At 50.4% G+C, this 13,097-nt stretch carries 13 protein-coding genes; 3 read left to right on the plus strand and 10 right to left on the minus strand.

The window, feature by feature from the left end:
• Window positions 1-45: 45 nt before the first annotated feature.
• Window positions 46-597, plus strand: coding sequence for an NADH-quinone oxidoreductase subunit B family protein (locus PJI16_19660; protein ID MDT3779781.1), 552 nt, complete (start codon window positions 46-48; stop codon window positions 595-597).
• Between the two features lie 128 nt (window positions 598-725).
• Window positions 726-1,631, plus strand: a complete 906-nt coding sequence (locus PJI16_19665) for a carboxypeptidase-like regulatory domain-containing protein (protein ID MDT3779782.1) — start codon at window positions 726-728, stop codon at window positions 1,629-1,631.
• A 649-nt stretch (window positions 1,632-2,280) separates the two neighbouring features.
• On the opposite strand, the gene PJI16_19670 is transcribed toward PJI16_19665, so the two are convergent.
• The 4 genes from PJI16_19670 to coaE form a co-directional block, all read right to left on the minus strand.
• Entirely contained in the window at window positions 2,281-3,099 is an 819-nt protein-coding gene (locus tag PJI16_19670) for a hypothetical protein (GenBank protein ID MDT3779783.1), read from the minus strand.
• 199 nt (window positions 3,100-3,298) lie between these two features.
• Window positions 3,299-4,501, minus strand: coding sequence for a tRNA 4-thiouridine(8) synthase ThiI (gene thiI, locus PJI16_19675; protein MDT3779784.1), 1,203 nt, complete (start codon window positions 4,499-4,501; stop codon window positions 3,299-3,301).
• Window positions 4,501-5,421 (minus strand): thioredoxin-disulfide reductase, encoded by a 921-nt coding sequence (gene trxB, locus PJI16_19680; GenBank protein ID MDT3779785.1) that lies wholly within the window; start codon window positions 5,419-5,421, stop codon window positions 4,501-4,503. The genes thiI and trxB overlap by 1 nt, the downstream gene beginning before the upstream one ends.
• A gap of 41 nt (window positions 5,422-5,462) precedes the next feature.
• The gene (coaE, locus tag PJI16_19685; GenBank protein ID MDT3779786.1) at window positions 5,463-6,101 is read right to left on the minus strand and encodes a dephospho-CoA kinase; all 639 of its coding nucleotides are present in this window, start codon (window positions 6,099-6,101) and stop codon (window positions 5,463-5,465) included.
• Between the two features lie 161 nt (window positions 6,102-6,262).
• Here coaE and PJI16_19690 point away from each other — a divergent pair, with 161 nt between their 5' ends.
• On the plus strand, window positions 6,263-7,318 hold the full coding sequence (locus PJI16_19690) for a pectinesterase family protein (protein MDT3779787.1): 1,056 nt from the start codon (window positions 6,263-6,265) through the stop codon (window positions 7,316-7,318).
• A 289-nt stretch (window positions 7,319-7,607) separates the two neighbouring features.
• Here PJI16_19690 and PJI16_19695 read toward each other — a convergent pair whose 3' ends face one another.
• The 6 genes from PJI16_19695 to PJI16_19720 are packed head-to-tail and all read right to left on the minus strand — an operon-like array spanning window position 7,608 to window position 13,090.
• Window positions 7,608-8,357, minus strand: coding sequence for a retropepsin-like aspartic protease (locus tag PJI16_19695; protein ID MDT3779788.1), 750 nt, complete (start codon window positions 8,355-8,357; stop codon window positions 7,608-7,610).
• 48 nt (window positions 8,358-8,405) lie between these two features.
• Window positions 8,406-9,005, minus strand: a complete 600-nt coding sequence (locus PJI16_19700; GenBank protein MDT3779789.1) for a hypothetical protein — start codon at window positions 9,003-9,005, stop codon at window positions 8,406-8,408.
• Window positions 9,005-9,577, minus strand: a complete 573-nt coding sequence (locus tag PJI16_19705) for a hypothetical protein (protein ID MDT3779790.1) — start codon at window positions 9,575-9,577, stop codon at window positions 9,005-9,007. Before PJI16_19705 ends, PJI16_19700 begins: the two co-directional genes overlap by 1 nt.
• On the minus strand, window positions 9,574-10,188 hold the full coding sequence (locus PJI16_19710) for a PilN domain-containing protein (GenBank protein MDT3779791.1): 615 nt from the start codon (window positions 10,186-10,188) through the stop codon (window positions 9,574-9,576). The genes PJI16_19705 and PJI16_19710 overlap by 4 nt, the downstream gene beginning before the upstream one ends.
• A complete protein-coding gene (locus PJI16_19715; protein ID MDT3779792.1) occupies window positions 10,185-11,363 on the minus strand; it encodes a hypothetical protein in 1,179 nt (392 codons plus the stop codon). The genes PJI16_19710 and PJI16_19715 overlap by 4 nt, the downstream gene beginning before the upstream one ends.
• Window positions 11,363-13,090: a GspE/PulE family protein gene (locus PJI16_19720; protein MDT3779793.1), complete on the minus strand. Its 1,728-nt coding sequence runs from the start codon at window positions 13,088-13,090 to the stop codon at window positions 11,363-11,365. The genes PJI16_19715 and PJI16_19720 overlap by 1 nt, the downstream gene beginning before the upstream one ends.
• Between the last annotated feature and the right edge of the window lie 7 nt (window positions 13,091-13,097).

Raw genomic sequence — 13,097 nt, forward strand, 5'->3', positions numbered from 1 at the left:
CACTGGACGGCTTAGGGATTTGACCCGCAAAAATGAGGAGAGACCATGTTTGAAATTCTCAAAAAAAGTTTCAAAACAGGAATAGTGACCGACCAATATCCTCCTGCTCCTGCCGGACAGAAAATCTCTGTTGCGCCAACAGCTCAAAAGAAGGCTGAACTGTTTCGAAAGTCGCTCACCATTCGTGAAGTGGATACCGGTTCGTGTAATGCCTGTGAGATGGAAATGAATGCCTTAGCCAATCCTGTCTATGATATCGAACGCCTTGGAATTCATATTGCCGCGTCTCCTCGTCACGCGGATGCCTTGGTGGTGACTGGTCCGGTTACGGTGAACATGGAAGGTCCGCTGAAGGATGTGTACAAAACCACGCCCAATCCAAAATTAGTCATCGCCTTAGGTGATTGTGCAATCAATTGTGGAATCTTCAAAGGAAGCTATGCAGTGACTGGTCCGGTGGATCAACATATTCCGGTTGATGTTCGCATCCCCGGATGTCCTCCCCGCCCGGCCGAAATTATTGAGGCTCTGACGGAGCTTCGGAAAGGCGAAACGACCTTTACCAGGTGGTTTAGAAAATTCTCGGGAGAACCATGAAGAAGTTGTGACATTTACGGTTAACCTGTTCACAAGGATTTTTCTGTGGCCAGAAAAAACAATTTTAAATAGGGCGGTAGTGGCCGGCTGCCGGATTTTAAGGGGTCTCTAACTTTTGGGGGAATATCATGCGCGTATTATTACCCGTACTTGCCATATTTTTGATTCTCGGTGTCGGTCCGTCCTGGGCCTATCAAGAGATCCACGTCTCCAATGGAGGTGCGATTTCCGGAACCGTGACCATTGAAGGAGGGAAACCGCGGCCGATGGCTTTTAATTTGGTCACGATTCCTGATCCAGTGTATTGCGGGAGAATTTCGACGGGAACCGGTTGGCGTCTGGTGGAGGATTTCGTCATTGGGCCTGACGCGGCTCTTAAAGATGTCGTCGTTGTGCTAAAGGAGGTTTCAAAAGGCAAACCCTTTAAGGATGTTTCAACAAGGATTGAGGCCATTGACTGTGATTTTTTCCCGTTTGTGAATGTGGTGCGGGATCAATCGGAAATTACGGTTGTCAATATGGATCCCATCGAACATGATATCCAGGGGTATGAAACGGCTCGCACCCGCGGTGCGCGGGTCCTCTTTAACAGGCCGTTACCGATGAATCCCTTTCATAAAGCCGCAGGGTTCCTGGGGCATCAACATCTGGCCGGGGAGCCCATGGTGGAATCAATTCATCTCAGAAAAGGCCGCAATGTCTTTGTCATGCAATGCGGGTTTCATCCTTATATGTTCTCCTGGGGTTTGGTCGTGGATAACCCGTACTATGGCATCACGGGAGGGGATGGGAAATTTGCAATTGGTGATATCCCCTCTGGAGAATACACCCTTTCCGCCTGGCACCCTGGTGCCAATACCTTCATTGATCAATCTGTTACGGTATTAGCCAATCAGTCGGTCTCAGTTCAGTTAGTATTCGAGGCTCCCCAGGGGAGAAGAAGTGTCCATGAAATGGCCGAGAATCCACGATTCGGGTTGGAACTCCTCGGAGAAGAAGAAATTCATCCCTCGCTTCGTGTGCAAATACCATAAGCCGCTTCCTGATGATTTCCAGAAAATATTTCCTTATGCCTCATTCAATCTCTCTCCCCGAAGGAGTAAATTCAAAAAACGATTTCAGATCTCACCATTCTCTTTATGGCTTGTTCAAGCGGTAAATTTACATTCGTGAGTTGGAATATACTACGAACGGAATTGGCGGATTTTAATTCCCGGCCACGGATCCGTCTCATGCATACTCATATCGTCCCGGACATTTTATCGGGAATTGCCATAGCCTGTATTGCGCTGCTGATGGCGCTTAGGATGTCCTTTAGAAGGCGCACGCCATATTTAAACCGTCCCAAAAATGAGAAGACTGCACAGGCCTTTCACTGGTTCCCAGAACACCATGAGGTTGGGTGAGAGAATTCCGGAAATTCATGGCGTTCGAAATGTGTCCTGATTCTCATGGTGAGCGGGGCGTTGTGTATTTGGTGTGGGGAGGATGCAGGGTGAAGGAGTACTGTTTGAGAATACGGTAGGGTATTGGTCGCTCATCAGACTGCCCTTGAATTCGAGGTTGGTCCGAATCGTTGATTCACGCCCCGAATGATGTCACTCATTCGCTGTGTTGGTATTCGGTAAGAAGCTGATCAATGAGTGGGTTCTCCTTTATTGATATGTAGGGAGGGAACTCTCATTAGGACTCAGAATAGAAAAGTAATTGCACGCCGATTGTGATGACCAGGAGAGCCCAGAGGATTTTGCATCCAAATTTGACGCGGGAGGTCGTCTGCAACGCGGCCTGGGATCGGGGTATGAACTCGCCGACAAACCAGGCTAGCCCACCTGCTAAAGCCAATGTGCCCATGATGTTATGGTGAGTCTGAATGTCGTGGCCACCTGGATGGAGGCCATGCATGTGGCGAAACAACATAAAGCCACCGACCAGGGCAAAACTCGGCAGAAGTGATCGCCAGAACATGTGAGAAAATTTTCCAGCCCGAAGGAACCCTTCCACCAGGCCGACAGCCAGGGCCAGGATGCCGAATATTTTATGTTGCAGAATTTCAGGATCTTTTCCGGATAAGGTTTCGGCTAATGTCCATGAGCCAATGGGCCATGCCAAATGATCGCTCCAGATTAACAGGAAGATTCCTGATCCAATCAGTGAACCCGGCAAGAGCCAACGAACCCACATGAATGCCTGCCAGCCCAGTACTCTTTGCCATTCACTGAGACCCATCAGAATGACACCGACTCCAACGAACGCATGGTTGAATTCGCTATAGGCAATCCCTTCCGGGGAGCCTTCCCATTGTCCGACCTGCGGAGCAGCGTCCGGATGGTGGACGGTGTACTTGTGGTGAGTGTCTTCCTCCGAAATGTTGTGTGGTTCGGCCCAGGCGGAAGGTAGTCCAGGGTACAGCTTGTGGTTTATTGGTTCCCATAGGCCTTGAATTAGTAGTAACCCGAAAAAAACCCGATAGAGCCAGGTAAACAGGATAGTAGGAGGCATGATGCTCACGTGTTCCTCACTGAAGATTTTCCTTTGGTTATGGTTTTTCCAATGTAGGACGGTTGGAGAATTATGTTTTGCTGAAAATGGAAAATAGAATTCTGGCATTTCCCTAAATAGGACTGGTCATATCGTTTATCCAGAGTATGGACGGTTACCGTCACTGGTGTGCGATGGTTTGAACCGGTGAAGCAGCATTCTACTGTGGCGCCCTTCGATCCATCCTCTCTGCATGGGAGAAAGTGACCAATTCTTTCCCTTCTAGGCTTTGCTGAACCAGCTGGGGAATGTCGAGGGCTTGCTCGACTTTGAGTATATGGGGTAGCTGGCATCGTGTTTGTGGATGTTTTGGGACAAAGAGGGTGCAGCAGTCCTGGTCAGGTTCGATGGAGGTTTCGAATGACCCCAGTGCTTGAGCCTGTTGCGTGATTTCCAGTTTATCCATCCCGATAAGCGGTCGAAGAATGGGAAGAGACGTCGCTTCGTTAATTACGGAAATATTTTCCGGGGTTTGGGACGCCACCTGACCCAGGCTGTCCCCGGTCGTGAGGGCCCATGCCTCCTCCTGTCCGGCAATTTGTGTGGCGATGCGGAGCATCAAGCGACGGTAAAGCACGACGCGAACGGGTGGCGGCGTGTTGATGACGATTTGGCTTTGAATATCACCAAAGGGAATGAGATGAAGACGGGAAGAAAGTTGGTACTTCGTGAGCAACGCGACCTGATCGCGGACTTTTTCCTCAGAAACCCGTGAGAGATATGGCCGACCGTGAAAATGCACAAAGACGGCTTTACAGCCACGTTTCATCATGCGATAGGCTGCCACTGGAGAATCGATACCACCGGAAATGAGACAGATGACTTTTCCCCCGGTCCCCGTCGGTAGTCCCCCGGGTCCCGCGTCTCGTTGACAGGAGTAGTAGGCGTAGGGCGGGACTAATTCGATAAAAATCGTCATGGCGGGGTGTGAAAGATTGACTCGCTTGCCGGTATGGTCGGCGACGGCGGCCCCGATTTCTCGTTCCACGTCCATGGAGGTTTTGACGAATCGCTTGTCTGCCCGTTTGGCACTGACTCGAAAGGTAGCGTAAGGATGAGTGGGCAGGTGGGCAACGATCGCATCTTTGAGAACCGTAAGATCGGATTGGTCGTAAGCCAATGGCACGGCTCTGGTCAAAGAAAAATTGACGATACCGAATACGCGCTTGATCTGTTCCTGCAAGCGCGGCCATGCCGCCTCATCCTCGAAGCTCACCCGTATTCGTCCCTGGAGTGCTTCGACATGCACATGTGCCAGGGGTTTCAGGGCCCCTCGTAGATGGTGGACTAACCGGTATTCGAAATGTTTCCGGTTGCCTCCCTTGAGGGCGAGTTCATGATAATGCACTAGGACATGAAGCATTAGTGGAGTGATTCTAGGTATCGCTCGGCGTCGATGGCCGCCATGCATCCCGATCCGGCAGCCGTAATGGCCTGGCGATAATGTGAATCCTGCACATCACCTGATGCAAAAACGCCGGGGATGTTGGTGGTAGAGCGATTTGGCTGAGTGCGGATGTAGCCCTGCTCGTCCATATCGATGAGTCCGGTAAACAAGCTGGTGTTCGGCGTATGGCCGATGGCCACGAAGACGCCAGATAGGGGAATCTCTTCAACCTGGTTGGTTTGGACGTTGCGGACCCGGATTCCCTTCACGACCTCATCACCCAGGACCTCTTCAAGAGCACTATTCCATTGAAAGGCGATTTTTTCATTGTTGATGGCCCGGTCCTGCATGATTTTTGATGCGCGCAATTTATCGCGACGATGAACGAGCGTGACTTTTGAAGCGAATTTTGTCAGGAATGTCGCTTCTTCTACGGCGCTATCACCGCCGCCGATGACCGCAATCTCTTTGCCACGAAAGAAGAACCCGTCGCAGGTGGCACATGTCGAGACGCCATGACCCATGAGGCGGCTTTCGGAGGGTAGGCCTAGTAAATTTGCCGAGGCTCCGGTCGCAATAATCAGAGTTCGAGTTTCCAGAGTGGCTTCATCATCAACCGTGACCTTAAAGGGGCGCACCTGGAGATCTACGCTGGTGACATGCCCCTGGCGAAATTGGGTGCCGAACCGTTCGGCTTGGGCCCGCATGTCTTGAATGAGTTGAGGGCCCATGATGCCTTTGGGGAATCCGGGGAAATTTTCCACATCGGTGGTGATGGTTAATTGTCCGCCAGGCTGCGAACCATCAATGAGCAAGGGGGAAAGATTGGCTCGAGCGGTATAGACGGCGGCGGTTAATCCAGCCGGGCCCGAACCCAGAATAATGACGTCATGCACCATGCGTGAACTCCTTACAGTTAGACATGTAGGTGAACGGTCTATGGGGTATTGAGGCTGCGACGGGTCGTTCGTGACCGCGCCTCACTGTCATATGTCCTATACAATGACTGGACCGCATGGCGCAACCGGGTACGTGACCAAGTTCCATCCAACACGGCGTCGGCATAGTCAAGCTTGCGGCGAAGGGGCATTTGTTGTCTGATTCGCCGGAGGGCTTGGGCCTTGGTCAGGCCATCACGACGGCAGGCGCGAGCGAGTTGAGTGGTCCGGTCGGCGGTGACCACAATGACATGATCCATACGCTTGTGTGCACCGGCTTCCAATAATAACGCGGCATCATAAATGATAACCGCATGAGGATTTTCGTGTCGCATGTTCTTAACCTGTTTGGCCTGTTCGCGGGCGACACGGGGATGGATGATCGCTTGCAAAACGTGTAATTTCTTAGGGGATTTAAACACAATTTCGGCGAGAGCTTGGCGATTAATGGTGTGGTCTTTGGCAAGCACTCGTGGCCCGAATTCCTTGACGATATTCTTCCAAGCAGGTTTTCCAGGTTTGACAACGGCTCTGGCCAGTTCGTCGGCGTCAATAATCCTGGCTCCAAGTGATTGAAATATTTTGGCGACGGTCGTTTTTCCTGATGCCAATCCTCCAGTTAACCCGACAACGACCATAACCAACCTTAGCATAGGGGGTTGGGAGCGACAATAAATGAGGAAAATTTTTGACATTTGCTTGACCGTTCCAAACCCCTTGGGTTATTGACTCGATGAGAGTCCTTTCCTTTGGGTGAGCCGATCGACTGCCAAGAGCTTGATAAGGGGGAATTAACACCGTGAGAGTTCAACAAATGCCGACCACCTTTCGACCAGCTCTCTTTTTTTATGCCCTGTTTTTGTGTGTCCTGCCTGGATTGGGGTTTGCCAATTCTGAGGAACTTTCCCCTTCTGGGGCAATTGCCCCGTCGGTATGGCAGGTTGCCTTGGATGGGTCGGGGCATTTCACCTCGATTCAAGAAGCGATTGATCAGGCTGCATCAGGTGATACGATTTTGATTAAACGGGGAGCCTATGCCGAGGATGTTACTGTGCATAGCAAGGAGGGTTTGTCGATTATCGGTGAAGGCATGGACCTGGTAGTTCTGACCGGAAAAAAGCGTGTCGGGACTCTTCATATTGGCAAATGGCCCTATGGGGCAACGAATGTGACGATTCAAGATCTCTCCGTGATTCAACATGGAGGATTGGGGGTTGGCATTTTTAATGGCAGTGGCGTGCGATTAACACGGATTCGTGTCAATGGCATGGTGTTTAGTCAACAGGTGCAGGATGTTCTTTTGGAAGATTGTGTGATTGGTGACAGTGAAACAACAGGTGTGGCATTTGCGGATTCTACAGGCACCCTATCGGGCAATCTGATTTACCATAATGACCATGGCGTGGCTATCGGGGGCAACTCTGATGTGACCCTCAGACAGAATGTGATAACCCGAAGTCTTTATGAAGCCGTGTTGATGACTGATCAGTCCAAAGCCCGGTTGATTCAAAATACCCTGGCTCAGAATGGAGGTGGGGCTGCTTTTCATGACGATGCGCAAGCCGATGTACAGGGAAATATTATTAGTCAGAGCGCAGTAGGTTTTTTATTTTTTCCGGGGAGTCACACCACGCTGGCCTTTAACGCCTTGTCCAGCAACCAGGGGGATTATGTCATGACCGGAACTCCACCCACCCCGGCTCCGGATAGGGCAGGGAAAACCGATGTACAATTTGCTCCCGGATTTGTCAGTCCTGAAAACGGGGATTTTCGTCTTCAGTCCGATTCTTCCTTGATCCAGGTTGGTGCCTTCCCGTATTTAGGGGCTCTGCCTCCGGTTTCTTCCAACCCGTAAATTCCTTTTCAGTTTCGTCTGTCTGTCCAAGTGTCTGCGGCCTTCTCTTCGAGAGGTCTCAGTGCATAACGGGACCAGTCTTTTTCAACACTCCATGAATGTTCTCCGACTGTTTTTTCTTACCCATGCGTGAATGAGAAAACCAAATATTTGAAACCTTCAAGAGTCTTTTTGGTGGTTGGACATCCTTGGCGCAGAAATCAATAATCTATCCCTCTTTCGCTTTGTACCTACGCAATGCCACACAAACCCCGAGATTCTGAACATCCCGGAACGACGGTATATGAGATTAGGGTTTTTGCTTGGGACGGAGAATCAATTGAGCATGCTCCGCATCCAGCGTCACGAGAAAGTGTTTAAGGAAGGACATGCCGAGAAGACCCTCAATGTGTTCCGGAATATCGGGAAGATCGTGAAGGGCGACGGCGACATTGGTAGCTTGTGCCGTTCCTACCGAGATTGAGGAGAGATAATTCATGTTGACTTGGACTGACCCCCCGGCCGTGTTGACGGTCAAGAGTTCATTGTCGGTGGTTCCAAGGATTCCGAGATCAATGGCGACCTGATTTGAAAGGACTGTCATGGAGGCACCGGTATCCACAATAAGTTGGGCCGATCGTTCCTGGTTCAACACGACCGGAACGATGAATGATCCTCCACTTTTGGTGAGGGGGATGGTGATATCCTCATTGAAAGGCCCATCCTGATTCTCCCCATCCAGGGAGGAGGACAACCCGATAGAGATTTGTGTGTCAGGAGGTGCCTGATTAGGAATGGATTTAGTGGTAGCTTGAAGTGTTGGAACCGTGGATGGTGTTTGATTGGTGAGAGTCGAGCTCTGTGATGGCAATTGCGTGCAGTTGAATAGTTGGACCGGGTTGTCTGTTAATACACGTGCCCCGGATTCATCGAGACAGTCATAAGTCGCTGAAAAGACTGGAGATACCCATAGAACACAGTATGCCAACACTCCAACAAGCCACCACAAGGCGGTGTCCGGAGGATTCCTAAGAAAAAAAACACTGCGACTTTCCAACATAATGGGAAAAGGATACCAATATGCGAGGGGAAAACGCTATGAAGCCGATTACCCGCTGGTGTCGGGTGTTAAGGGAATGGTGGCCTGAACATGAGAGCCGGTTTCCCACACCTGGGTGGACAGGACCACGGTTTCTGGTTCGATCCTGTGCACCTGCACACGACCGTCCAAGATCTCTCCCTGTTTGACGATATAAATGGCCTGCCCATTGGTGAGGAAGGCCTGGCTTTCCCCCCCCTTGGTTAAATACCCCAGGAACCGGAATTGGTTGAGTTGTTCCCTGGCTCGCTGTCCTGCAAGATCGGCAAAAGAAGGACCTGGGGGCGGCGGTTGGGGTGGAGGTGGCGTCGGGGAGGGTGCCGCCTTGGCGAGGCGAGAGGTGGTGGCTTTGTTTGTGTCTTGTCGGGCGATCTGGGCCATGCCCAGAGGTGCAAAAATATTTCGAGGGAGAGAGAACGTGACAGTTTGTCGAGGATTAGGAAAATCCGGGTCTAACTTCAAATCTTTAAGTGGTGGAAGTGGGTTTTCGGACGTGGCAGAGTGAAGCATGGGATCTGTTGGCTCCGAATCCCACAATTGGAAGATTGTCACCATTCCCCAAGCCAATAGTAAGCCCCCCAACATTAGCCATTTTCGTTGATTTGTCATTAGGCTTTCGTCTTTTTGACCGGTTCAGGGAATTCTTTCAGAAAGGTAGAGACCTTTAGCTTAAAGATGACCCCTTTCTGTTTTTTAGATGTTTCAACGGACAGTTTTTCAATAAAGAGGTAGGGCCAGCGTTGCTCTAGTTCGAAAATGAATTTACGAATAGCCTCATAGGGTCCTACGGCTTCAAACGCAAACGTGCCTTTTGTGGCCAGTTTATGGGGGAGGGGTTTGAAGTCGTATCCCATACCTGGAATTTGTACGCGATTTCGTTTTGCTAAATCGGCAATGTCTAAACTTAAATCTGTGAATTCTCCGGAATCCGGAAGCGCGTTCCATATGGTGGATAGAATGGTTTGGGTCTGCCTGGCCGTCTGCATGGTTTTTTGTGTGTGCAGGGAAGCTTGATTCAGGGCCGTGATATGTTCAAAACGGTCCTGGGCCGGGTAAAAGATGAAGGCAAACATCCCGACCGATGACAGTCCTGCAAGGATTGTCACGATGAACAACGGACTTAAAAATTTTGTGATCCGGATCGTCGTCTTTGATCGTTGTATGATCTGAAAGGAATTCATCGTTGCCTGGGAACCCCTGTCAAGTGAGAGGTCGAGCGTCGAGGATCATACGTGACTGTGAGCGTAAACACGCTATGGGAGCCACCTTGATCCTCTTTGGTGTTTTTTGTGGAATGCTGCGATAGCAAGACATTCTGAAAGGCTGCGTGCTTGTCTAGCTGATGAATGAGCCGGTTGAGGTCTGGAAGGGAAGCTGCCGATCCTTGAAGAAGAATCGTGTCGGTTTTTTCATCGAGAGACACCGAGTTCACGGTGATATCCGAGGGAACGGCTGTTTCCAGATCGGTCAGTAATTGTGTCCAGGAAAATCCAACCCGTTCTCGAACCTGTTTCACAAAATTGACTTTTGATGGAATGCTTCGAATGGCCTGATGCGAAAGATCAAGCCCCGCCACCCTGGCTTGAGAGACCAATTGATTGTTGGTGGTCTCGATACTGGATGCTTGGTCTTCTAGAATATCAATCTGTTCATGTAATGACTTTCCCTGCCACCAGAATGAAGCGGTAAGAGCGAGTGTCCCGGCTGTGAGGAGGGTGAGCCCGAGTTGGGACAATTGAAGAAAATGAATGCCGGGTGCAGACAAATTCCTATGTACACGTGGAATCATCATGCCACCATCAGACTGGCATAGCCTGGCAATGCCGCTTCTTCCCGGTTGCTTGCCGCCAGGTGTCTGTTTAATAAATGAAAATGTGAGGCATGAGAAAGCGAGGTGACTCGAATTTGAGGCTCATGTCCTCCACTGGCCTTCAGGGACTGTTGAATGTGGTCGAGAGGCGGCATAAGGCTCTGTCCATAGGGCAGGTCGGTTGTCATGAACAGATTAACCGGAGAAGATGCCGTGGCAGAGATGGGAAACATCTCGAAATAATATTGCAGTGTTGCCAGGATTTCCTTTTCTACCTTCATGGCAATGTACGAATAATAGGGATTATTCCCTGTGTCGGATTCTTGGGGTGCGTTAGAAATCAGATCTTCTGACGTTGTTGTGCAATGTTCTCTGGTTTCCCTGTCCTCCTCAGCCTCAGGATTCACGGAAGAATCTTGAGAGTGATTTGCTTCCGTTTTGATGCCAAGAGCTTTCGTGCGGACGAAGCGTGGACTGCCTTCCTGACAAGCTAAAAAAGTAAAACCCCAATGACTTATGAAGAGAAACATGACGACTGGGGGCGCGGAGGCCTGAGAGGGGTTTTCAGCCGTGAGCATGTCCTGGATGTTGTGGCGGTACAGATCAAAGATATCGAGCCCCGACATTCCCACAGAAGTTGGGATCAGGCCGGCTTCTAAGCACATGTTCTCATATTGTTCAATAATTTCATGGCGAATGGCCGTGCCTAACACTCTGACCTGGCCTCTGTTGCCTGGGGAGGAATCCCTGACCGATGAGGGCACGTAGAGGCCAAAAGCCAGGCGCGATTGGGAGGTATCGAGTTTGAGGTCCTGTTGAAAACGCCAATTCACCAGTGCCGTTTGCTCCGGTTTTTTGGTGGGGAAGGATGCAAAATCAAAAATGCTAGTCCGGGCGCATATGTCGGGGAGACTGAGTGCAATGGAGAGCGGGCGACGATAGGGCTTGACCAGTGCCTTAAGTTGAGTGAGAAATTCATTTGGATTGGCAATGTTGGGTTTTGCCGAAGAGAGGGTGAGGACTTCCGGCGAGAGCGGGAGTCTGGCGATATGCCGGAGCGACTTTTTTCGCCAAGATTTTTTGATTTCCACCAGGCATAGCCCATCCTCAGAAATGGAGAGTGCCACGGTGGGTGCCGAAATGGGAAAAAAATGCATCAGATTTCCTCGATCGGAGTGACCCGATTAATTTCCTTGAGTGTGGTTTCTCCTCGATAGACTTTTTCAAGCGCTGCTTGCCGTAAGGTGCTCATCCCCTGGGCCATGGCAGCCGTGCGAATTTCAGATATGGATTTCTCGTTTAAAATCATTTCCTTGATGGAATCGGTCATATCTAAGAATTCTGTAATGGCCTTTCGGCCGCGGAAGCCCAAGCCGTGACATTCATTGCAGCCTTTGCCTTCATAGAAGGTCAGGTGTTTGACGTCCTCATACTCAATGCCGGATTCTTCACATTGCTCAGGGTGAATCTGGATTGGCACACGGCAGGTTGGGCAAATGGATCGGACCAGACGCTGGGCGAGAATGCAACTCAAGGAAGCCACAAAATTATACGATTCAATGCCCATATTCACAAAACGGCTAATGACATCAAAGGCATTATTCGCATGCACGGTGCTAAAGACTAAATGCCCCGTGAGAGCCGATTGTATGGCAATTTGTGCCGTCTCTACATCCCGAATTTCTCCAACCATAATTTTATCAGGGTCGTGTCGCAAAATGGATCGAAGCCCTCTGGCAAACGTGAGCCCCTTCTTTTCATTGACTGGAATTTGTACGATCCCCTTTAATTGATATTCCACCGGGTCTTCTATCGTAATAATTTTATCTTCATCGGAGTGCACCTCATTGATAGCGGCATACAGGGTTGTGGTTTTTCCGCTTCCCGTGGGTCCGGTGACCAGGACCATGCCATAGGGACGAATGATGGCTCGGCGGAAACGCCGCAGATCCTCGCCGGTATAGCCCAGGGCTTCCAGGCGCAGCCCTTGGACGCCCGCCGAAATATGTTGTTTATCCAAAATTCTGATGACCACCGATTCCCCGTACACACTTGGAAGAATGGAAACCCGGAAATCAATGGTTCGGTGATTCAGAAGTAATTTAAACCGGCCATCTTGCGGCGTACGACGTTCCGCGATATCCAGTTCGGACATGATTTTGAGTCTGGAAATAAGAGAGGGGTGAATGCCGGTATCAAATGGTTCCATCGCTAAATAGAGAACTCCGTCAATACGGAATTTCACATCGACCGTGCGCTCGGTGGGCTCAATATGTATATCACTCGCCTGCTTTTGCAGGGCGGTTAAGATAATCGTATTCACCAGTTTGACTACCGGGCTGAGGTCCTTGGTGATCCGTTCAACGGATAGGACTTCCTCCCCTTTCTCGTCTTCTTTGATCAGGACCGGATCCAGTTCGGCTTTGATGCGCGTGAGCACCTGGCTGTTGCCTTCGCTATTGCCCAAGGCTTCAAGAATGGCTGAGTGAGACGAGACGACCAATCGCAACTCAAATCCCAATTGGTGTTCCAGTTCATCAATGATTCGCAGGTCCTGTGGTTTGGCGATTGCGATTGTCAGAATCGGGCCTTCTTGTTCGATGGGCACAAATTCATACCGATGCATGAGTTCGACCGGGATGGACTCCATCAGCGATGAGGGGATACGAAATTCCTTGAGGTTGTTCCAGGGCAATCCATATTGATCAGCCAAAGCCTGGCCGATCACCTCCTCCGTGAGCGTACCTTGTTCCAACAAAATGGCCGCAATGGTCTGGTTTGTCGTGCGTGCGGTTTCGAGCAGAGTCTCCTTATCCCGTTCCCGGATGAGACCCTTTTCCACCAAGAGGTCTTCGAATGGCATGCGTTTGACGGGTGTAGTCATGGGTATT

Source organism: Nitrospira sp. MA-1 (genome assembly GCA_032139905.1).
Taxonomy (GTDB): domain Bacteria; phylum Nitrospirota; class Nitrospiria; order Nitrospirales; family UBA8639; genus Nitrospira_E.